Here is a 19,624-nt window from a genome sequence, read left to right as displayed (position 1 = left end):
GCGTTTCGACAGCGGAAACAATAGGCCCGCGTTCCGCCTGGGACGCGGGCTTTTTGCTGCCGGAAGGCCGGATCAGCCGACAGGCCGGCCTGCGGCAAGGCGGGCTTCGGCCAGAAGCGCCACCAGCATTTCGACATGGGCGGGAATGGAATAGGCGGCATCGCCGCGAAGCCGGGTTTCTTCCAGCCGCGCCTCGGCCTCGATCAGACGGGGCAGGGCGCGTTCGGGCCGGGTTTCCCCGCCCAGAAGCCGCGGCAGCAGGCGCGCGCGGCGGTAATGGGCCAGCCCGTGACGGGCGGCCTGCATCAGCAGCCCTGGACGGCGCAGCGTGGCAAGGCCGGGGTGGGAAAGCGTCATGGCAACCTCCTGCAGAATCTCGGAGGTCAGTTTGCACCGGAACAATCCTGCGTTGCATTTCGGCCATTTCCTGCGCGCGGCGTGGTTGGGATTGTTTAGGATTTAGTTACGATTATGGCCAGAAGGTTAAGGGTTAACTTTCAGGTAACCAATTCTTCTCTAGGTTGTATTGTCCGGTTTCCCGGATGATGCGCTCTCATGTAGCCGCAAGCCCAGGATGACAGGATTGTCCGCCACTGCCGTAGCCCCCTTGCCCGACTGGCTGCCAGCCAAGGTGCGTCTTTACCTCAGCCATACCGAAGACGGAGTGCCTCTGCGGGCGCTGGCGCGGGAGGTCGGGCTGAATGCCTCGACCGTGCTGCGGCAGGTGCGGCGGTTCGAATGTCGCCGGGATGATCCGCTGATGGACGGCGCGCTGGAGGCGCTGGCGCGGGCGGCCCGTTCCGACATCCCCGATCCCAGCCGAAAGGACGCATCCGACATGACCGCACCGATCCGAAACCTGCCCGTCCTGCCTGACGAGGCCCAGCTTGAGCGCGAGGGGCGGCGGGTGCTGCGCCGGCTGGTCGAGCCGGGCGCGGTGCTGGCCTTCGCGCCCGAGATGGAGAAGGCGGCAGTGCTGCGCGAGTTTCCCGACGGCAAATCGGCGCGGACGGCGGTGCTGGACCGTTCCGTCGCGCAGGCGATGAGCGTGAAGGACTGGATCGCCTGCCGCAAGGCGGGCCGCATCTCGGTTTATGAAATCACGGCGGCGGGGCGGGCGGCGCTGAAGCGGATGCTGGATGCCGAGGACCGGCGTCGCAACGGCGGTCTGGCCGAGGCGGCGGCCCCTTTCGGCGACCAGCACCGGAGCTGGGGCGAGCGCACGGTGCCCGAAGCCGATGGCCTGCGGCGGGTGCGCTGCAATCTGGCGGAAAGCCCGGTCGCGGTGCTGGGACGGCGGCGCGACAAGGACGGCAAGCCGTTTCTGGAAACCTCGCTGATCGACGCGGCCGAACGGCTGCGCGAGGATTTCGAGCTGGCGCAGATGGGGCCGCGCGTGGCGCAGAACTGGGAAAAGTTCCTGACCGGCGGCGACCGGGGCAGCTATCGCGCCGATGCCGGGCTGGCAGAAGGGCCGGGCCGGGCGCGCGAACGGGTGGCGGCGGCGCTGCGCGATCTGGGGCCGGGTCTGGGCGACGTGGCGCTGCGTGTGTGTTGCTTTCTGGAAGGGATCGAGGCGGCCGAGCGGCGGATGGGCTGGGCGGCGCGGTCGGGCAAGATCGTGCTGCGCATCGCGCTGATGCGGTTGCGGCGGCATTATGACGAAACCTATGGCCGGTCAGGCCCGCTGATCGGCTGAGGCGGGCTCAGGCGCCAAGGCCGCGCAGGACAAGCACCACCGACAGCGCCCCGAGCCAGACCGAGGCCACCCGCCGGATGATCAGCATCTGCCTTGCTGGCTGGTCCTTGCGCACGGCCAGCAGGGCGCCGCCGGTGATCCAGAGGCAGGCCACAAGCACGACCTGCGCCGAGAAATTGGCCAGGTTAAGCGCAAGGCCGGTTGGCGCCGGCAGCAGCACCAGCCCGAAGATCAGGGCCTTGGGGTTCAGAAGCGTGGTGAAGAACACCGTGCGCGCGCCAACGCTGGGCGTTCCGGCCGCAACGTCCGGCAGGCGCCACAGCCGCACCGCAAGGACGGCCACCCACAGCCCGGCCAGCAGGGCAATCGCGGCGCGGGCGTGGGGCAGGCCGTTCAGCAGATGCGCGCCGGCCAGTGTCAGGGGAAGGACGGTTGTCAGGTAGCCGGCCAGTTCGGCCGGGATCAGGCGCAGGGCCTTGGCCGCGCCGCGTTCGCTGCCGGCGACGAACATCAGGGTATTGGTCGGTCCGGGCGTGATCAGCAGCCCGAGAATGGCAAGGGACAGTTCGATCGAGGTCATGGTGGCCTGCAGTTTGTCTGTGCCGATGTGCCGCGACAAGGCCGGCTGCGCCTTGATGCGTATCAAACTCAGGTTATGGCGGCGCAGAATGCAAAACGGAGGGCGCCTTGCGGGCCCTCCGTTCCAGGATCGTTCAGGTCAGGGTCAGTCGGCGCGGGTCAGGCCGGCCTTGTGCACGATGCCCGCCAGCGCGCCGCCGACCAGCGGCGCCACGATGAAGACCCAAAGCTGCGACAGGGCGGTGCCGCCCACCAGCAGCGCCGGGCCGATCGAGCGGGCCGGGTTGACCGAGGTGCCGGTGACGGCGATGCCGACGAGGTGGATCATCGTCAGCGTCAGGCCGATGGCCAGACCGGCCATGGCGGCCGGGGCACCCGACTGGGTGGCGCCAAGGATCACGGTCACGAAGATGAAGGTCGCGACGCCTTCGAACACCAGCGCCGAGGTCAGCGAATAGCCGCCCTGATAGCCCGCGCCATAGCCGTTCTGGCCAAGGCCGTTGACGGCGATGTCATAGCCCTGACCGCCGCTGGCGATCAGCAGCAGCACGGCGGCCGCCAGAATGGCACCGGCCACCTGGGCCAGTGCATAGACGGCGAAGGTGGTCGCGTCGATGCGACCGGCCATCAGCGCGCCAAGGCTGACGGCGGGGTTCAGGTGCGCGCCCGAGATCGCGCCAAGACCGTAGGCGGCCGCGACGATGGTCAGGCCGAAGGCCAGCGCGATGCCCATCAGACCGATTTGTGCCCCCATCAGAACGGCCGCGCCGCAACCGAAGAAGACAAGGATGAAGGTGCCCAGCACCTCGGCGAAGAACTTCTTGCCCATGGTAACTCCACTGTTTTTCAGAACCGGCGGTTCGCGCAAAAGGCGCGACACGTTGCCTGCCGGCATGTTAGCGCATATGTCAGAAGAACCCCGATACGGCTAGGGGGAAAAACCACAGAGGGCTTGCAGCTTTGCGCGACCTGAAAATTCCCGAAGAGCGCCACCCCGAAAAGGCGCATCGTCCTGACAACGCCCAGCCGAAGAAGCCGGCCTGGATCAGGGTAAAGGCCCCCACGTCAGAGGGTTACAAGACAACCCGCGACATTCTGAAGGCCAAGAAACTGGTGACGGTCTGCGAAGAGGCGGGCTGCCCCAATGTCGGCGAATGCTGGAGCCAGGGTCACGCCACCATGATGATCATGGGCGAGATCTGCACCCGCGGCTGCACCTTCTGCAACGTCGCCACCGGCAAGCCGCAGGCGCTGGATGCCTTCGAGCCGGGCCGTGTGGCGCACGCCGTTTCGGAACTGGGGCTGAAGCATGTCGTCGTCACCAGTGTGGACCGCGACGATCTTGCCGATGGCGGGGCCGAACACTTCGCCCAGACCATTCGCGCCATCCGCCACCGCGCGCCCGAGACCACCATCGAGGTGCTGGTGCCCGATTTCCTGAAATGCGGGTCCGAGGCGCTGGAAACCGTGGTTGCGGCGCGGCCCGATGTGCTGAACCACAACCTTGAAACCGTGCCCGGGCTTTATCCGGGGGTGCGGCCCGGCGCGCGCTATTTCCACAGCCTGCGGCTGTTGCAGCGGGTCAAGGAACTGGACCCGACGATGTTCACTAAATCGGGCATCATGGTCGGGCTGGGCGAGGATCGCGCCGCCGTGCAGCAGGTGATGGATGACATGCGCAGCGCCGATGTCGATTTCCTGACCATCGGCCAGTATCTGCAGCCGACGCCGAAACACCATGCCGTGGCGCGCTTCGTGACGCCCGAGGAATTCGCGGCCTATGAGACGGCGGCCTATGGCAAGGGGTTCCTGATGGTCTCGGCCACGCCGCTGACGCGGTCCAGCTATCATGCGGGGGACGATTTCGCCCGGTTGCGGGCGGCCCGGCTGGAAAAGCTGGGGCGGGCCTGACACGACCGGCTGAAAGGCAGACGGCCGCCCGGAAAGGGGCGGCCGTTGTCATGTGGGGTGATCTGATCCGCGATCAGAACTTCAGGCCGACGCCGATGTCGTAGATCTGGTCATTGTCGACAAAGGACGCGCCGCCCTCGACAAAGCCGATCTGGCCAAAGCGGTATTCAGCGCCGAGCGAATAGATGTTCTCGCTGCTCTCGATCAGCAGCATGTCGCCCTTGACGGTCAGTTCGGGCATCACGTCATAGGTGCCGAACAGCCGCCCGGTGGTGATGCCTTCGCTGCCGTAATCCACCCGCGCCAGTTCCCCGCCGAAGGAATAGACATCGGCGCTGTAAAGGCCGCCGATCTTGACGACCGAAGGATCGACGCTGAGCAGATCACCCAGTTCGCCGCTGATGAACAGCGTCGTCGCGCCGTTGGAATAGTTCATCACGCCCTGGATCAGATCCAGATCGCTGCCGCCGATTTCAAAGCGGTGATAGGACAGGCCATAGCTGACCGAACCGGATTGCCCGGTGAAGGCCAGGCCCGGCGCAAAACCATTGTCCTCGAAGCCGGCCGCAGTCGAGAGCGGGCCACGGGCGAAAGAGGTTTCTAGATCCAGCAGACGCGAGGTGCCGAAGCGCGGCAGCACGGCCATCGATTCGACCACCGGCCGCGGGGCGCCGACAGAGAATTCGCCCATGTCGGTCGAGAAGACGAGCGCGGCCCAGATGTTGGTCAGGTCTTCGTCGGAATCGCCGATATAGGTTGAATCAAGCGCCGCATCGAAGCCGATCAGCCCGCCCGAGCGCCAGCTCAGGCCAAGATCGGCATCCAGAACGGCGGTGTCGTCCGATTCGTACTTGTCATATTCCAGCTTGACCGAGCCGGTCACGGCCATGCCGTTGCCAAGATCGAAGGCCGAGGCCGCAGACGGCGCAATTGCGCCGACGGCAAGCAGGGCAAGGAGAGAAACGCGCATCATGGGAGCCTCCGATCTTCTTGTTCCTGCTTTCGCGCAATCTGGGGGCGAACGAAACAGTTGGCTGGGCCATTCCGAAACCTTGGCCGCGTCTGTTGCCACGATACAACGCAAATTCTTGTGTCTGGCGGTGTCGGGCGCCGCAAGGGAAGGCGTCTGGCCGCTATGGCCCGCCCGAAGGCGGCACGGCCTTGAGATAGGCCGCAACGGCGGCGGCATCCTCGGCCGGCAGGCGGGCGAAGTTTTCCACCACATGGGCCATATGGCCGCCAACACTATCATATTCGGGGGTGAAGCCGGTGGTCAGGTAGCTGGCGATTTCATCTTCCGTCCAGGTCAGGCGGGTGGGGGTGATGTCGGGCACACGCGCCTTGCCGCTGGCGTCTGACGGATCGGGCGTACCGGCCAGCCAGCGGCTTGTTTCAAGACCGCCCAGGGCATTGCGCGGTGTGTGACATTCGCCGCAATGCGCCATCGCCTCGACCAGATAGCGGCCACGGTCGGCCTGCGGGGACAGCGGGCCGGGCAGCGCCCAGTCGGTTGACAGGAACAGCAGTTTCCAGCCGCCAAGGCTGGCGCGGATGTTGAAGGGAAAGCCGATCTCATGCGCGGCGCTTGGCGTCGGGTCGGCGGGCAGGGTTTTCAGGAAGGCGAAAAGATCGGCCACGTCCTGCATCTGCATCTTGCCGTAGGCGGCATAGGGCAGCACGGGGTAAAGGTGTTCGCCCTGCGGGGACACGCCCCGGGTCAGGGCATTGGCCAGATCCAGCAGCGACCAGGTGCCGATGCCCGCCTGCGGGTGCTGGCTGATGTTCGGGGCAATGAAGGTGCCGAAGGGCGAGGCGAAGCGCTGGCCGCCCGAGAGCACCAGTTGCGCATCGCCCTTGGCGCCCGGCGCCATGTGGCAAGAGGCGCAGCCTGCGGCCCAGAACACCTGTTCGCCGTGGGCGGCGTCCCCCACAAGGCCCGCCACAGCCGAGGCGGGCAGGGGCGCGGGGCGGGTCAGCCACCAGCCTGCGGCGGCAGCGGCAAGGGCAAGCAGCATGAGCTTGGGCACAAGGCGCATGACGGTTGGCCTCCTTCAGGGCAGGAAGTGCCAGCCTAGCGCGAAATGCCGAACCTGTCAGTCAGGGTTTGACGCGCATCCGGTCGGGGGTCAGCCAAGCGGGCCAGCCCCAGATCCATTCGATCCCGGCAATCGCCAGGCAGACGGCGATGATGGCGGCATAGAAGATGACCTGCCGCATCGAGGGCGGGTTCTGCGCCCAGCGCTTTGCCTTCATCATCCAGCGGATCGGGTCCATGGCCGGCCTATCCTGCGGATGTGTCGGTGAAGCGCACCTTGCCGATATAGGGCAGGTTGCGGTTGCGCTGCGCGAAATCGATTCCATAGCCGACGACGAATTCGTCGGGGATCTCGAACCCGGTCCAGGTGGCCTTGATCGCCACCTCGCGGCGCGAGGGCTTGTCAAGCAGCGCGCAGACCTCTAGCCGCCGGGGTTCGCGCGACAGCAGCATGTTCTTGACGTGGTGCAGGGTGAAGCCGGTATCAACGATGTCTTCCACCACCAGCACGTCACGACCGGCGATTTCGCCGCGCAGGTCTTTCAGGATGCGCACCTCGCGCGACGAATGAAGCGCGTCGCCGTAGGAGCTGGCCTCCAGAAAATCCACCTCGACCGGCAGGTCGATCTCGCGCACCAGATCGGCGATGAAGACGAAGCTGCCGCGCAGAAGGCCGACGACGACCAGCTTGTCGGTGCCGCGGTAATGGGCGGTGATCTCGCGGGCCAGCGCCTCGACCCGGGCGGCAATTGCCTTGGCACTGATGAGCTGGTCGATCACATAGGGGCGGTCGGGCATCTGGGGCTTCCCTGCTTGACGACCCTTCCTAGCGCCAAGCGAACCGGGTTTCGAGAGCGATCTTGACCGTGGCGGCCTGACGCTTTGGCAAGGGCATTGCTTCGGGCGCCGGACTTTTCGTCGCCCCCCGTCACGGCTGGCGCCGCTTGACCGCCGGGCAGAGACGCGCCACATGAAGGGGCCTTACAGCCGCAGACCAATGCCCACCCATCACGAAACCAAGCGACTGCCCTACACCGCCCAGCAGATGTATGATCTGGTGGCCGATGTCGCACGTTACCCCGAATTCCTGCCGTGGAATTCCGCCGCGCGCATCCGGTCGCGCACCCCCATTCCGGGCGGCGAGCTGATGGAGGCCGATCTGGTGATCAGCTTCAAGGTGTTCCGCGAAAGGTTCGGCAGCCGGGTGCAGTTGCTGTCCGAGCAACGCCGCATCCTGACGGAATATATCGACGGGCCGTTCCGCTTCATGCGGTCCACCTGGGAATTCCGCGATGCGCCGGGTGGTTGTGAGGTGGAATTCTTCGTGGATTTCGAATTTCGCAACGCGATCCTGCAAGGCATCATCGGCGTGGTCTTCAACGAGGCGATGACGCGGATCGTGCGCGCCTTTGAACGCCGCGCGGCCGATCTCTACGGTCGCGCCGCCTGACATCGCGCGCGGCGCGACGGAAACCGGCGGTTGTGGCGTTTCAGCGGAAACAGCCCGCTGACCGGAGACCCCAATGACCGCAGTTGACCCCACATTTGCCCGGCTTGCCCGGATACAGACGGCTCGTTCGGTGCTGGTCTGGGCGGCAATGATCCTGGCCGCGCTGACGCTGCCCGCCCTGGCGCGGACCGAGCGGGTGGAGCTGGGCGACCGCTGGTATCTGGTGGACCTGCCGTCGCAGCCCAAGGGCGCGCCGATCATTCTGGCGCTGCACGGCGGCGGGGGCGACCCCGGTCAGTTCGCGCGGTCGTCAGGTCTGGCCAAGGCGGGCACGGCCAAGGGATATGCGGTGGTCTTTCCCGCCGGCACCGGGCGCAAGGGTGACCGGCTGCTGACCTGGAACGCCGGCTATTGCTGCGGATCGGCCGCGCGCAAGGGCGTGGCGGACGAGGCCTTTCTCAAGGCTGTGATCGCCGATGTGACGGCCCGCTACGGGGTGGATGGCGGGCGGGTGTTCCTGACCGGCATGTCGAACGGGTCCATGATGTCGGAAACCTTTGCCGCGCGGAATCCGCGGCTGGTGCGGGCGGTGGCCGGCGTTTCGGGCACGATGGACAGCGGACGGGTTGCCGTCCGGGGGCCGGTTCCGGCGCTGATCGTGCATGGCACCGCCGACAGCCGGGTGCCCTATGCCGGCGGGCAGGGCGACAGCAGCCTGACGCGCACCGATTTCGCCTCGGTCGCCTCGGTGGTGCAGGCGTTTCTGGCGCCGCAACCGGGGCCTTTGGCGCAGACCAAACGGCGGATCGACGCCAAGGACGACGGAACGGCGGTCGAGGTGACGGACTGGGTGGCGGGCGGCAGGGTGCGGCTGCGGCTGATGACGGTCGAAGGGGGCGAGCATGTCTGGCCGGGAAGCCGCAAGGCGCGGCTGGACAGCGGCAAGACCCGCGAAATCGACGCGACGCAGGAAGTGCTGCGGTTCTTTGACGGCTGGCGCTGAGGCCGGTTCCGTCTGCGGTCAGTCCATCGCGGCCAGCAGCAGCGCCAGCGCATGTTCGGTGCTGGCGGCGCGCACCTTGGCCCGGCCGATGGCGCCATAATGCACCGTCTCGGTCCTGGTCATGTGGCCGGCCTTGGCCAGCGCAAAGCAGACCCGGCCTTCCGGCTTGAACTCGCTTGAGCCGGGGCCGGCGACGCCGGTGATGGCCACCACAAGCCCGGCATCGGCCCGGGCCAGCGCGCCTTCGGCCATTTCGCGGGCGGTGGGTTCGGAAACGGCGCCGTTGGCGGCAAGCGTTTCTTCCCGCACGCCCAGCATCTGCATCTTGGACAGGTTGGAATAGGTGACATAGCCGCGATCAAAGACCGTGGACGATCCGGCCACATCGGTCAGCACGGCGGCGACCATGCCCCCGGTGCAGCTTTCGGCGGTGGCGATGCGCAAACCCCAGTAGCGGGCGCGATCCAGCACCTCTTCCGCCGTCACAATCCCATCACGCCGTGCCATATCCCTGCCGTCACCATGATCATCAGCCCAGCAAACAGCCCCGCCCAGAGATCGTCAAGCATCACGCCTGTCGCATCCCCCCGCCGGTCGGCGCGGCCAACCAGCCAGGGCTTCCAGATGTCGAACAGCCGGAAGAACAGGAAGGCGGCCACCCAGCCGGGCCAGGCGTCCAGCGCCCAGTCGGTCAGGCCACGGTTCCAGAAGGCGAAGGCGGGGAACAGCAGCGCCAGCCATTGACCGGCCACTTCATCAATCACCACCTCGGCGGGGTCTTCGCCGGGGCCGCAGACGGCGGCGCAGGCGCGGAAGCCAAGGGCGGTGACGATCACGAAGGCGGCCAGCAGGCCCCAGACGGTGAACAGCCGGTCAATGGCCACGCCCGCGACGATGGCCGCGGCCGACCCCCATGTCCCCGGGGCCGGGCGCAGGCGGCCGATGCCGAAGACGGTGGCGATGGCGCGCATCATGCGCGCACCAGAACGCAGGTGGCGATGGAGGCGATGCCTTCTTCCCGGCCGGTGAAGCCAAGCCGTTCCGAGGTGGTGGCCTTGACGCTGACGCGGCCCGGCTCAACCCCCATGATGCGGGCAAGTTCCTGTTGCATTGTATGGGCATGGGGGCCGATCTTCGGGCGTTCGCAGACCAGCGTCACGTCGCAGTTGGAAATCACATAGCCCTTTTCGCGGACCATGTTCGCGGCATGGGCCAGGAAGATGTGGCTGGCCGCGCCCTTCCATTGCGGGTCGCTGGGGGGGAAGTGGCGGCCGATGTCGCCCATCGCCATGGCGCCATAGATCGCATCGGTCAGGGCGTGCATCCCGACATCGGCGTCGGAATGGCCCAGCAGCGCCTTGTCATGCGGCACCTTCACGCCGCAAAGCCAGACGTGATCGCCCGCCGTGAAGGCATGAACGTCATAGCCATTGCCCATCCGCACATCCATGGTCCGCCCCTCCAGAAGCCGCCCGGCGCGCGCAAAGTCGCCGGGGAAGGTGAGTTTCAGATTGTCCTCGTCGCCCTCGACGATGGCAACGTCAAGTCCTGCGGCCCGCGCCACTTCGACATCATCGGCGGCATTGCCCGGATGGGCGCGGTGCGCCGCAAGGATTTCGGCAAAACGGAAGGCCTGCGGCGTTTGCGCGCGGTAAAGGCCGTCGCGCGACTGCGTGCCCGAGACAAGGCCCGCTTCGCCGCGCCACAGCGCATCGGTGACCGCCAGCGCGGGGGCGGCGCCGGGGTGGGCATCCAGCGCCGCCTCCAGCCGGGCGATCAGCGCGCGGCTGACCAGCGGGCGGGCGCCGTCATGGATCAGAACCTTGGTGACGCCGGTTCCTTCCAGCGCCTCAAGCGCGTTCTTCACCGATTGCGCCCGCGTGGCGCCGCCTTCAACCAGAGGGATGTCCGGCGCAAGGGCTGCGGCGCGGGCGCGGTCGTCGGGATGGATGGCCAGCACGATCCGCATCCCGGCAAAGGCGGCCAGCGTATGGGCCAGCACCGGCTTGCCGCGAAGCAGTTGCCACTGCTTCGGAATTTCGCCTCCGGCCCGGGTTCCCCGGCCAGCGGCAACGATAAGGACGGCGGTGGTCATGGCGGCAGGCTTCCCGGTTGTGCCCATCCTGTCTAGGCCAGCCCCGCGGCGCTGACAATGTGGCGGGAAAGCAGGCATATCTGCCTAGTTATTGTGCAATGCACGTTTTTCAGTCAAAGGTTGTTCCGCGCGCTTTGGACCTTTGCCGCCCGGGGCGCTAAGGCTTGGCCCATCCCTTGCAGGACAGAACACCCGTGACCCTGACCCTTGGCCCGATTTCGGTTTCCCCTCCGGTGCTTCTGGCGCCGCTGGCCGGCATCACCGACCTGCCGTTCCGCCGGCTGGTGGGGCGGTTCGGGGCCGGGCTGGTGGTCAGCGAGATGGTCGCCAGCGACGAGGTGCTGCGCGCCCGACCGGAAGCGCGGGCGCGGGCCGAACTGGGCTTCGGCGAGGTGGCGACCAGCGTGCAGCTTGCGGGCCGGGAACCGGCACTGATGGCGGAAGCCGCGCGCTGGTGCGAAGGGCAGGGCGCGCAGGTGATCGACATCAACATGGGATGCCCGTCCAAGCGGGTGACCACGGGCCTGTGCGGCAGCGCCTTGCTGCGCGATCTGGATCTGGCGCTGCGGCTGATCGAGGCGGTGGCGACGGCGGTGCAGGTGCCGGTCACGCTGAAAACCCGGCTGGGCTGGGACGACAGCGATCTGAACGCGCCGGCACTGGCGAAACGGGCGGAAGCGGCGGGTGTGCGGATGGTGGTGATCCACGGCCGCACCCGTTGCCAGTTCTACAAGGGGCGGGCCGACTGGGCGGCGATCGGCGCGGTGAAGGACGCGGTGTCGATCCCGGTTGTCGCCAATGGCGACATCGTGGATGCGGACACCGCGCGGCAGGCGCTGGCGGCCAGCGGCGCCGATGGCGTGATGGTGGGGCGCGGGGCGCAAGGGGCGCCCTGGCGGCTGGCCGAGATTGCCCATGCGCTGCACGGCACCCCGGCCCCGGCGATTCCCGAAGGTGCGGACCGCGCCGCGCTGATCGTGACGCATTATGAAGACATGCTGGGTTTCTACGGCCGCGACCTGGGCCTGCGCTGCGCGCGCAAGCATCTGGGCTGGTATCTGGACGAGGCCGGCCTGCCGCAGGCGCGCGAGGCGATCCTGACCGCCACCGACCCGGCAGAGGTGATCCGGCTGGTCCTTGCGGCCTTCGATGACATGGAGGTGGCGGCATGAGCGCCTATCGCTCGCCCTATCCGGTGCCAGGGGTGGTCTGGGCCTCGCTGCCCTTGCCGGCGCTGCTGGTGAACGAGGCGGGTCGGGTGCTTGAGGTCAACCCCGCGGCCGAGGCCTTTCTGAACACCTCGGCGCGGGCGCTGGCGGGCCAGCCCGTGCTGGACCGGCTGGCGATCGACGCCCCGATGGAAGAGGCGATGGCGCGGGCGCGGTCGAACCAGGCGGCGCTGAACATCAACGATGTGGACGTGACCAGCGGCGAACGCGCCCCGGTGCAATGCACCATCCATCTGGCCCCGATGCATGACAACCCCGGCATCCTGCTGCTGATCCTGTCGCCCCGCGAACTGGCCGACAGGCTGGGCCGGTCGATGGGGGCGAAGACGGCGGCGAAATCGGCCATCGGCATGGCCGAGATGCTGGCGCATGAGATCAAGAACCCGCTCGCCGGGATTGCGGGCGCGGCGCAGCTTCTGTCGATGTCGCTGACGCCCGAAGACCGCGAGATGACCGATTTGATCGTCGAGGAAACCCGGCGCATCGTGAAGCTGCTGGAACAGGTCGAACAGTTCGGCAACCTGCGGCCACCGGACCGCCGCGCGGTGAATGTGCATGACGCGCTGGACCGCGCCCGCCGTTCGGCGCTGGTGGGCTTTGCCGCGCATATGACGATCATCGAGGATTTCGATCCCTCGCTGCCGCCCACCTGGGCCGACCCCGACCAGTTGATGCAGGTGTTCCTGAACCTGATCAAGAACGCGGCCGAGGCGGCGGGGCGCAAGGGCGGCACCATCCGGCTGCGCACCTTCTATGACATCAGCCTGCGGATGCGGCGCAAGGATGGCGTGCCCGCCGCGCTGCCGCTGAATGTCGAGATCATCGACGATGGTCCCGGCCTGCCGCCCGACATTGCCGGCGATGTGTTCGAGCCCTTCGTTTCGGGCCGCGAGAACGGCACCGGCCTGGGGCTGGCGCTGGTATCCAAGATCATCTCTGACCACGACGGCTGGATCAGCGTGGAATCGGTGCCCGGACGCACCGCGTTCCGCATTTCCCTGCCGCTCGCCCCCAAGGACAAACGGAAGGACCTGTAAGCCATGGACGGCACCATCCTTGTCGCCGACGATGACCGCACCATCCGCACGGTGCTGACCCAGGCGCTGACGCGCGCCGGCTGCAAGGTGCACGCGACCGGCAGCCTGATGACGCTGATGCGGTGGGTCGAGGAAGGGAAGGGCGATCTGGTCATTTCCGACGTGATCATGCCCGACGGCAACGGGCTGGATGCGCTGCCGCGGATCGGCCGGATGCGGCCCGGTCTGCCGGTGATCGTGATTTCGGCGCAGAACACCATCATGACGGCCATTCAGGCAGCCGAGGCGGAAGCCTTCGACTATCTGCCCAAACCCTTTGACCTGCCCGACCTGATGAAACGGTCGGCCCGCGCGCTGGACCAGCGCCGCCGCGCGCCGCAGGTGGCGGTGCAGCCGCTGCGCGAACCGTCGGAAGACCTGCCGCTGGTGGGCCGGGCGCCGGGGATGCAGGCGCTGTACCGGCTGGTCGCGCGGGTGATGAACACCGACCTGCCGGTGCTGATCACCGGCGAATCCGGCACCGGCAAAAGCCTGCTGGCCCGCGCGATCCATGATTTCAGCGACCGCCGCAACATGCCCTTCGTGGTGGTGCAGGCGGCTGACCTGCAAGGGATGGAAGGCCCGTCGAACCTGATCGCGCGGGCGCGCGGCGGCACGCTGGTCTTTGACGAGGTGGCCGATTACGACGATGACACGCAGGCCCGCGCCGTGCGGCTGCTGGATCTGCCGGGCGACAGTGCGCCCCGGGTGATCGCCACCAGCCAGGCAGACCTGAGCCAGAAGATCGAGGCGGGCAGCTTCCGGCAGGATCTGTATTTCCGGCTGGCCGGCGTGACGCTGCACATGCCCAGCTTGCGCGAACGGGTCGAGGATATTCCGCTTTTGGCCGACCACTTCCTTGGCCGGGCCGAACGCGACCTGGGTACCGGGCGGCGGCTTTCGGCCGAGGCGCGCGAGATGGTGCGCGCCCATGCCTGGCCCGGCAACGTGCGGCAATTGGAGAATGCCCTGCGCCGGCTGGCGGTGACGGCCAGCGACGCCGAAATCACCAAGGCCGAGGTGGCGCAGGTTCTGGGCCAGTTGCCGCCGGCCGAGCCTGTGAAATCGGCGCTGGAGGGGGAAAAGCTGTCGGCCAGCGTGGCGCGGCACCTGAAGCGCTACTTCGATCTGCACGGCGGGCAACTGCCGCCTCCGGGCGTCTATCAGCGCATCCTGAAGGAAGTGGAGACGCCGCTGATCGAGATTGCGCTGGATGCCACCGGCGGAAATCAGGCGAAATGCGCCGATCTGCTGGGGATCAATCGCAATACCTTGCGCAAGAAGATCACCGACCTCGATATCCGCGTGACACGGCGGCGCAAGCTGATGTAAAACCGCAACATCAAGCGTGGCACACGGGTCGCAATGCCCGAACGCCACAAGATGTTGCAGGTCATGAGCCCTTCAGAACGCGCCCTTCACCGGGATGTCTGGTCCAGATTGTCAAGGCTGCGGCGCCAGAAGCGTGTGCAGACTGCAACGACTCTGGGCCTGGTGTTTCTTGGCCCCGTGCTGGTGGTGGCCACCTTCCTGGCGCTGGGGCCGTTCAATCAGGGCGCGACAACGCCGCAACTGCGGCTGATTCTGCTGGCCGATCTGGTCTATGTTCTGCTGGTGGCGGCGTTGGTCCTGTACCGCGTGGCGCGGCTTGTGGCCGACCGGCGCAGCCAGTCGGCCGGATCGCGGCTGCACCTGCGGCTGTCGGGCGTGTTTGCCGGGGTGGCGCTGGTGCCCACCGTGCTGGTCGCGGTCTTTGCGGTCTTGTCGGTCAACCTGGGGCTTGAGGGCTGGTTTTCCGACCGGGTGCGCTCGGTCGTCGGGTCGTCGCTGGCCGCCGCCGAAGCCTATGAGGGCGAACAGCGCGAAGACCTGATGCAGGATGCGCAGGCGCTGGCGTCCTATCTGAACCTTGCCAAGCAGAAGACCTTTTTCCTGCGGGACGATCAGTTGCGTCCGCTTCTTAGCCAGGGGCAGGATGCCATTCAGCGCGGGCTGAAAGAGGCCTATCTGATTGACGGGACCGGAACGCTGAAGACGCGCGGCGATCGGTCTTACCTCTTCGGCTTTGAAAACATCACGCCCGAACAACTGGCCCGCGCCCGCACCGGCGAGACGGTGATGATCGAGGACTGGCCGAACAACGAATTCCGGGCGCTGGTGCATCTGGAGGCCTATCCCGACCGCTATCTTTACGTCAGCCGCGATGTGGACGGGTCAATCCTGTCGCTGCTGGATGAAACCAAGGAAACGGTGCGGCTTTACAGCCAGCTTGAAAGCGACCGTGGCAAACTGCTGCTGAATTTCGGGCTGATCTATCTGGGCTTCGCGCTGATCCTGATCCTGGCGGCCATCTGGCTGGGCCTGTGGTTCGCGGAACGGCTGTCGCGCCCGGTGGGGCGGCTGGCCGGGGCGGCGCAGCAGGTTGGGGCGGGCGATCTGGATGTGCAGGTCCGCGAGGAAGAAGGCGATGACGAAATCGCCATGCTGGGGCGGCTGTTCAACCAGATGACGCGGCAGTTGAAGGGCCAGCGCGAGGCGCTGATGGAAAGCAACCGCCAGACCGAACGGCGGCGGCGGCTGTTCGATTCGGTGCTGTCGAACGTGACGGCCGGGGTGATTGGTCTGGATGCCAACGGGCAGGTCGATTTCATCAACCGCGCCGCCGAAGGCCTGCTGGACATCACCGGCGAACTGCATGGCGTGACAATGGCCAGTGCCGTGCCCGAATTCGAACCGCTGTTCGCGCGCCTGAAGGATGAAGGCGGCGCGGGGGTGCAGGAAGAGGTGAAGCTGACGCGCCGGGGCAAGCTGGAAAGCCTGCTGGTGCGGATGAGCGTGCGGCGCAGCGACAGCGGCCGGCTGGAAGGCTATGTGGTCGCCTTTGACGATGTGACCGATCTGGTCACCGCGCAGCGCATGGCGGCCTGGGGCGATGTGGCGCGGCGCATCGCGCATGAGATCAAGAACCCGCTGACGCCGATTGCCCTGTCGGCCGAACGGCTGAAGCGCAAGTTCCTGACCCAGGTGCGCGACCCCGAAGACCTGGAACAGTTGACCGACGTTATCGTTCGTCAGACCAATGACTTGCGCCGCATTGTTGATGAATTCTCCAAATTCGCCCGGATGCCAGAACCGGACCGGCGCGAAAGCAATCTGGTGCAGATCCTGCGCGATGCCGTCACCCTGCAAGTGGCCGGCCAGCCGGACGTGCGCTTCGTGACCGAGATCCCCGAGGGGCCGGTGACGATGGATCTGGATGCCGCCATGATCGGGCAGGCGCTGACAAACCTGATCAAGAACGCTGGCGAAGCGATTGACTCCTTTAAGGAAAAGAATTCATCGCAGGACATCGCGCCCGAAATCAGGATCAGCCTGACCTCGGATGACATCGAAAGCGTGATCCGCATCGCCGACAATGGCATCGGCCTGCCGCCCGACCGGGCGCGGCTGTTCGAACCCTATGTCACCACGCGCGCCAAGGGCACCGGCCTTGGCCTGCCCATCGTCAAAAAGATCATCGAAGAACATGGCGGCACGCTGGCGCTGCTGGACGCGCCCCTGTTCGAAGGCAATGCCCATGCCGGCGCGCTGGCCGAGATCCGGCTTCCGCGCCTTGCCAAGCGCCGCATGGGCCGCAACATCGGGCCGCAATCGCCGGCCCAAGGGGGAACCGCAGCATGAGCATCCTTATCGTCGACGATGAAAAGGACATCCGTGAACTGATCGGCGACATCCTTCGCGACGAAGGCTATCTCGTCCGTCTTGCCGGCAATTCCGATGACTGCATGACCGAGATCAACGCCGACCCGCCGGCGCTGATGATCCTGGACATCTGGCTCAAGGACAGCCGGATGGACGGGATCGACATTCTCAAGACCGTCAAGCGCGACAACCCGGACATTCCCGTCATCATCATCTCGGGGCATGGCAATATTGAAATCGCCGTCGCGGCCATCAAGCAGGGCGCCTATGACTTCATCGAAAAACCGTTCAACATCGACCAGTTGATCGTGGTGGTGACGCGGGCGATGGAGACCAGCCGCCTGCGCCGGGAAAACCACGAACTGCGCCGCCGCGATGTCAGCTCGGCCGAGATGGTCGGCAGCTCTGCCGCCTTCAAGGGTCTGAAATCGCAACTGGAAAAGGTCACCAAGTCGAACGGCCGGGTCATGCTGACCGGGCAGCCCGGATCGGGCAAGGAAATGGCGGCCCGCTTCATTCATTCCAATTCGAACCGGGCCGCGGCCCCGTTCATCAGCGTCTCGTCGGCCACGATCGAGCCGGAGCGGATGGAAGAGGTGCTGTTCGGGCGCGAAACCCCGGATCGCGGGGTGGAACCGGGCCTGCTGGAACAGGCGCATGGTGGCGTGGTCTATTTCGACGAAGTGGGCGACATGCCGCTGGGCACCCAGTCCAAGATCCTGCGGGTGCTGACCGAACAGCAGTTCACCCGCGCAGGCGGGGCCGACAAGGTGCGGGTCGATCTGCGGGTGATCTCGTCCACCACACGCGATCTGCCGGGGGAAATCCGGGCCGGGCGCTTCCGGCAGGAGCTGTACGACCGGCTGAACGTGGTGCCGATTGCGGTGCCGTCGCTGTCAGAGCGCCGCGAGGACATTCCCGAACTGGCGCGGCATTTCATCGACTGGTTCCACCGCAGCCAGGGCCTGCCGGCGCGCGCCCTCAGCCAGGAAGCCGAGGCGACCCTGCAGACCATGGCCTGGCCCGGCAACATCCGCCAGTTGCGCAATGTGATCGAGCGGGTGCTGATCCTGGGCGAAAGCGGCGGCGCCATCGAGGCGCGCGAATTGCCCGGGCCAGAGCAGCACAGCGGTTCGGGCGAGGGCATGGTTCTGGGCGGGCAGATCGCCACGCTGCCCCTGCGCGAGGCGCGCGAGCTGTTCGAACGCGAATACCTGCTGACCCAGATCAACCGCTTCGGCGGCAACATCAGTCGCACCGCGGGCTTTGTCGGGATGGAGCGCAGCGCGCTGCACCGCAAGCTGAAATCGCTGGGGGTTGTCACCTCGTCCCGCGGCTATCGCGGCGAGACGGGCGAGGGCGACGATGACCTTGGCGGCGATGAGTGACGGCAGGCTGCGCCGATTGACCCGCTGGCATGGACGTGACATTCAGGCCCGACGTGGAACCGACCGGGGTATCTGATGAAGGTGATCATCTGCGGCGCGGGACAGGTGGGCTGGCAGATCGCGCGCCAGCTTTCGGGCGAAAAGAACGATGTCACCGTTGTTGACGTGAACGCCGATCTGGTGCGCCGGGCGACGGAAACGCTGGACGTTCAGGGCGTTGTGGGCTTTGCCAGCCACCCGGATGTTCTGGAAAAGGCCGGGGCGCGCGATGCCGACATGATCATCGCCGCGACCCATTCCGACGAAGTGAACATGGTGACCTGCCAGATCGCACAGGCGGTGTTCAACGTCACCCGCAAGATCGCGCGGGTGCGGGCGCAAAGCTATCTGTCGGACGCCTACAGCGACCTTTACACGCAGGACCGGCTGGCGATCGACGTGGTGATCAGCCCCGAGCATGAGGTGGCCGAAGCCGCGCTGCAACGGCTGGCGGCCCCGGCGACCTTTGACACCGAAGTATTCATGGGCGGGCGGGCGCAGCTTCTGGGCATCCAGTTGACCGAAGATTGTCCGGTGCTGAACACGCCCCTGCGGCAGTTGAACGAGCTGTTTTCCACCCTGCGGGCCATTGTCGTGGGCGTGCGGCGCGAGGGGCGGCTTTTCGCGCCCGAGCCGGGCGACCAGTTGCTGGCCGAGGACCAGATCTATGTCTTCACCCATTCCGAAGACGTGAACCGCTGCCTGGAAATCTTTGGCAAGAAGAACAAGAAGCAGGAACGCCTGGTTATCATCGGGGCGGGCAATGTGGGCCTTGGCGTGGCCATCGCGCTGGAAAAGCGCAGTGCCCGCGTGCGGACCAAGATCATCGAGAAGGACCGCCCCACCGCCGAACGCGCCGCCGATGCGCTGGAACGGACCATCGTGCTGAACGGCGACGGCATGGACATGGACCTGCTGATGGAAGCCGCCATTGACCGTGCCGACGCGGTGCTGGCGGTGACGGATGATGACAAGACCAACCTTCTGGTCTCGGTCCGGGCCAAGCAGGCAGGCTGCCCGATGGCAATTGCGCTGGTGAACGACCCGACGCTGGCGCCGCTGATGGCGCCGCTGGACATTGACGCCTATATCAACCCGCGGGCGACCACGGTGTCGTCGATCCTGCGGCACATCCGGCACGGGCGGGTGCGGCATGTCTATGCCATCGGCGATGCCGAGGCCGAGCTGATCGAGGCGCAGGTGATGTCCACCTCGCCGCTGGCGGGCAAGCTGATCCGCGATGTCGAGTTTCCCGAAGGCGTGCTGGTCGGCGCAGTGATGAAATCCGGCGACAAGGTGCTGAAGCCGACCGGCGATCTGCGGATCGAGGCGGGCGACGTGATCGCGCTGTTCGCGATGGCCAAGGACGTGACCGAGGTCGAGCGGCTGTTGCTGGTCTCGATCGACTTCTTCTGACG

20 protein-coding genes are annotated in these 19,624 nt (G+C 66.5%); 10 read left to right on the top strand and 10 right to left on the bottom strand.

Features of this window, described 5'->3' with window-relative positions; all coding sequences use genetic code 11:
• Positions 1-72 precede the first annotated feature (72 nt).
• On the bottom strand, positions 73-357 hold the full coding sequence (locus B6K69_RS02215; protein WP_107672898.1) for a DUF6477 family protein: 285 nt from the start codon (positions 355-357) through the stop codon (positions 73-75).
• A gap of 217 nt (positions 358-574) precedes the next feature.
• On the opposite strand from B6K69_RS02215, the gene B6K69_RS02210 reads away from it, so the two are divergent.
• Positions 575-1,699, top strand: a complete 1,125-nt coding sequence (locus B6K69_RS02210; RefSeq protein WP_107672720.1) for a DUF6456 domain-containing protein — start codon at positions 575-577, stop codon at positions 1,697-1,699.
• A 7-nt stretch (positions 1,700-1,706) separates the two neighbouring features.
• On the opposite strand, the gene B6K69_RS02205 is transcribed toward B6K69_RS02210, so the two are convergent.
• The gene (locus tag B6K69_RS02205) at positions 1,707-2,279 is read right to left on the bottom strand and encodes a hypothetical protein (protein ID WP_108644738.1); all 573 of its coding nucleotides are present in this window, start codon (positions 2,277-2,279) and stop codon (positions 1,707-1,709) included.
• Between the two features lie 144 nt (positions 2,280-2,423).
• Positions 2,424-3,107: an aquaporin Z gene (gene aqpZ, locus B6K69_RS02200; protein WP_107672900.1), complete on the bottom strand. Its 684-nt coding sequence runs from the start codon at positions 3,105-3,107 to the stop codon at positions 2,424-2,426.
• Between the two features lie 131 nt (positions 3,108-3,238).
• Here aqpZ and lipA point away from each other — a divergent pair, with 131 nt between their 5' ends.
• Positions 3,239-4,189: a lipoyl synthase gene (gene lipA / locus B6K69_RS02195; protein WP_108642613.1), complete on the top strand. Its 951-nt coding sequence runs from the start codon at positions 3,239-3,241 to the stop codon at positions 4,187-4,189.
• A 73-nt stretch (positions 4,190-4,262) separates the two neighbouring features.
• Here lipA and B6K69_RS02190 read toward each other — a convergent pair whose 3' ends face one another.
• The 4 genes from B6K69_RS02190 to hpt all read right to left on the bottom strand — a co-directional run bounded on the left by B6K69_RS02190 (position 4,263) and on the right by hpt (position 7,022).
• Positions 4,263-5,162, bottom strand: coding sequence for a hypothetical protein (locus tag B6K69_RS02190; protein WP_108642612.1), 900 nt, complete (start codon positions 5,160-5,162; stop codon positions 4,263-4,265).
• A 160-nt stretch (positions 5,163-5,322) separates the two neighbouring features.
• Complete coding sequence (locus B6K69_RS02185) at positions 5,323-6,225, bottom strand: c-type cytochrome (RefSeq protein ID WP_108642611.1); 903 nt, start codon at positions 6,223-6,225, stop codon at positions 5,323-5,325.
• A 61-nt stretch (positions 6,226-6,286) separates the two neighbouring features.
• Complete coding sequence (locus B6K69_RS18095; RefSeq protein WP_164681861.1) at positions 6,287-6,463, bottom strand: hypothetical protein; 177 nt, start codon at positions 6,461-6,463, stop codon at positions 6,287-6,289.
• 7 nt (positions 6,464-6,470) lie between these two features.
• Complete coding sequence (gene hpt, locus B6K69_RS02180) at positions 6,471-7,022, bottom strand: hypoxanthine phosphoribosyltransferase (protein ID WP_107672724.1); 552 nt, start codon at positions 7,020-7,022, stop codon at positions 6,471-6,473.
• A gap of 199 nt (positions 7,023-7,221) precedes the next feature.
• Between hpt and B6K69_RS02175 the strand changes: the two genes are divergently transcribed.
• Positions 7,222-7,674: a type II toxin-antitoxin system RatA family toxin gene (locus B6K69_RS02175; protein WP_108642610.1), complete on the top strand. Its 453-nt coding sequence runs from the start codon at positions 7,222-7,224 to the stop codon at positions 7,672-7,674.
• A gap of 73 nt (positions 7,675-7,747) precedes the next feature.
• Positions 7,748-8,677: a CE1 family esterase gene (locus B6K69_RS02170; RefSeq protein WP_108642609.1), complete on the top strand. Its 930-nt coding sequence runs from the start codon at positions 7,748-7,750 to the stop codon at positions 8,675-8,677.
• Between the two features lie 18 nt (positions 8,678-8,695).
• On the opposite strand, the gene B6K69_RS02165 is transcribed toward B6K69_RS02170, so the two are convergent.
• Genes B6K69_RS02165 through B6K69_RS02155 form a run of 3 tightly spaced genes read right to left on the bottom strand, consistent with a single transcriptional unit; the run spans position 8,696 to position 10,772 of the window.
• Positions 8,696-9,184, bottom strand: a complete 489-nt coding sequence (locus tag B6K69_RS02165; RefSeq protein WP_418260204.1) for a CinA family protein — start codon at positions 9,182-9,184, stop codon at positions 8,696-8,698.
• On the bottom strand, positions 9,160-9,651 hold the full coding sequence (locus tag B6K69_RS02160) for a phosphatidylglycerophosphatase A family protein (protein ID WP_108642608.1): 492 nt from the start codon (positions 9,649-9,651) through the stop codon (positions 9,160-9,162). The genes B6K69_RS02165 and B6K69_RS02160 overlap by 25 nt, the downstream gene beginning before the upstream one ends.
• Positions 9,648-10,772: a bifunctional 2-C-methyl-D-erythritol 4-phosphate cytidylyltransferase/2-C-methyl-D-erythritol 2,4-cyclodiphosphate synthase gene (locus B6K69_RS02155; protein WP_108644736.1), complete on the bottom strand. Its 1,125-nt coding sequence runs from the start codon at positions 10,770-10,772 to the stop codon at positions 9,648-9,650. Before B6K69_RS02155 ends, B6K69_RS02160 begins: the two co-directional genes overlap by 4 nt.
• Positions 10,773-10,966: 194 nt before the next feature.
• Here B6K69_RS02155 and dusB point away from each other — a divergent pair, with 194 nt between their 5' ends.
• From dusB to trkA, 6 genes are all read left to right on the top strand, one after another.
• Positions 10,967-11,944 (top strand): tRNA dihydrouridine synthase DusB, encoded by a 978-nt coding sequence (dusB, locus tag B6K69_RS02150; RefSeq protein WP_108642607.1) that lies wholly within the window; start codon positions 10,967-10,969, stop codon positions 11,942-11,944.
• On the top strand, positions 11,941-13,038 hold the full coding sequence (locus tag B6K69_RS02145) for a two-component system sensor histidine kinase NtrB (RefSeq protein ID WP_107672729.1): 1,098 nt from the start codon (positions 11,941-11,943) through the stop codon (positions 13,036-13,038). Before dusB ends, B6K69_RS02145 begins: the two co-directional genes overlap by 4 nt.
• 3 nt (positions 13,039-13,041) lie before the next feature.
• Entirely contained in the window at positions 13,042-14,409 is a 1,368-nt protein-coding gene (locus B6K69_RS02140) for a response regulator (protein WP_107672730.1), read from the top strand.
• 63 nt (positions 14,410-14,472) lie between these two features.
• A complete protein-coding gene (locus B6K69_RS02135) occupies positions 14,473-16,758 on the top strand; it encodes a sensor histidine kinase NtrY-like (RefSeq protein ID WP_108644735.1) in 2,286 nt (761 codons plus the stop codon).
• Positions 16,755-18,167: a nitrogen assimilation response regulator NtrX gene (gene ntrX / locus B6K69_RS02130; protein ID WP_107672731.1), complete on the top strand. Its 1,413-nt coding sequence runs from the start codon at positions 16,755-16,757 to the stop codon at positions 18,165-18,167. Before B6K69_RS02135 ends, ntrX begins: the two co-directional genes overlap by 4 nt.
• 75 nt (positions 18,168-18,242) lie before the next feature.
• The gene (trkA, locus tag B6K69_RS02125; protein WP_107672732.1) at positions 18,243-19,622 is read left to right on the top strand and encodes a Trk system potassium transporter TrkA; all 1,380 of its coding nucleotides are present in this window, start codon (positions 18,243-18,245) and stop codon (positions 19,620-19,622) included.
• Positions 19,623-19,624 lie beyond the last annotated feature (2 nt).

Source organism: Pseudogemmobacter blasticus (assembly GCF_003071405.1).
GTDB classification, from domain to species: Bacteria; Pseudomonadota; Alphaproteobacteria; order Rhodobacterales; family Rhodobacteraceae; genus Pseudogemmobacter; species Pseudogemmobacter blasticus.
The sequence above is the reverse complement of the archived record's forward strand: the minus strand, read 5'-3'. Positions and strand labels throughout refer to the sequence as shown.

What these genes read in the sequence shown, in the direction of transcription:
- hpt (WP_107672724.1), bottom strand. Translation starts at nt 7,022, where the DNA reads ATGCCCGACCGCCCCTATGTGATCGACCAGCTCATCAGTGCCAAGGCA.
- ntrX (WP_107672731.1), top strand. Translation starts at nt 16,755, where the DNA reads ATGAGCATCCTTATCGTCGACGATGAAAAGGACATCCGTGAACTGATC.
- B6K69_RS02135 (WP_108644735.1), top strand. Translation starts at nt 14,473, where the DNA reads ATGAGCCCTTCAGAACGCGCCCTTCACCGGGATGTCTGGTCCAGATTG.
- B6K69_RS02175 (WP_108642610.1), top strand. Translation starts at nt 7,222, where the DNA reads ATGCCCACCCATCACGAAACCAAGCGACTGCCCTACACCGCCCAGCAG.
- B6K69_RS02160 (WP_108642608.1), bottom strand. Translation starts at nt 9,651, where the DNA reads ATGATGCGCGCCATCGCCACCGTCTTCGGCATCGGCCGCCTGCGCCCG.
- B6K69_RS18095 (WP_164681861.1), bottom strand. Translation starts at nt 6,463, where the DNA reads ATGGACCCGATCCGCTGGATGATGAAGGCAAAGCGCTGGGCGCAGAAC.
- B6K69_RS02140 (WP_107672730.1), top strand. Translation starts at nt 13,042, where the DNA reads ATGGACGGCACCATCCTTGTCGCCGACGATGACCGCACCATCCGCACG.
- B6K69_RS02170 (WP_108642609.1), top strand. Translation starts at nt 7,748, where the DNA reads ATGACCGCAGTTGACCCCACATTTGCCCGGCTTGCCCGGATACAGACG.
- trkA (WP_107672732.1), top strand. Translation starts at nt 18,243, where the DNA reads ATGAAGGTGATCATCTGCGGCGCGGGACAGGTGGGCTGGCAGATCGCG.
- B6K69_RS02190 (WP_108642612.1), bottom strand. Translation starts at nt 5,162, where the DNA reads ATGATGCGCGTTTCTCTCCTTGCCCTGCTTGCCGTCGGCGCAATTGCG.
- B6K69_RS02145 (WP_107672729.1), top strand. Translation starts at nt 11,941, where the DNA reads ATGAGCGCCTATCGCTCGCCCTATCCGGTGCCAGGGGTGGTCTGGGCC.
- B6K69_RS02205 (WP_108644738.1), bottom strand. Translation starts at nt 2,279, where the DNA reads ATGACCTCGATCGAACTGTCCCTTGCCATTCTCGGGCTGCTGATCACG.
- B6K69_RS02155 (WP_108644736.1), bottom strand. Translation starts at nt 10,772, where the DNA reads ATGACCACCGCCGTCCTTATCGTTGCCGCTGGCCGGGGAACCCGGGCC.
- B6K69_RS02210 (WP_107672720.1), top strand. Translation starts at nt 575, where the DNA reads ATGACAGGATTGTCCGCCACTGCCGTAGCCCCCTTGCCCGACTGGCTG.
- B6K69_RS02165 (WP_418260204.1), bottom strand. Translation starts at nt 9,184, where the DNA reads ATGGCACGGCGTGATGGGATTGTGACGGCGGAAGAGGTGCTGGATCGC.
- B6K69_RS02185 (WP_108642611.1), bottom strand. Translation starts at nt 6,225, where the DNA reads ATGCGCCTTGTGCCCAAGCTCATGCTGCTTGCCCTTGCCGCTGCCGCC.
- B6K69_RS02215 (WP_107672898.1), bottom strand. Translation starts at nt 357, where the DNA reads ATGACGCTTTCCCACCCCGGCCTTGCCACGCTGCGCCGTCCAGGGCTG.
- aqpZ (WP_107672900.1), bottom strand. Translation starts at nt 3,107, where the DNA reads ATGGGCAAGAAGTTCTTCGCCGAGGTGCTGGGCACCTTCATCCTTGTC.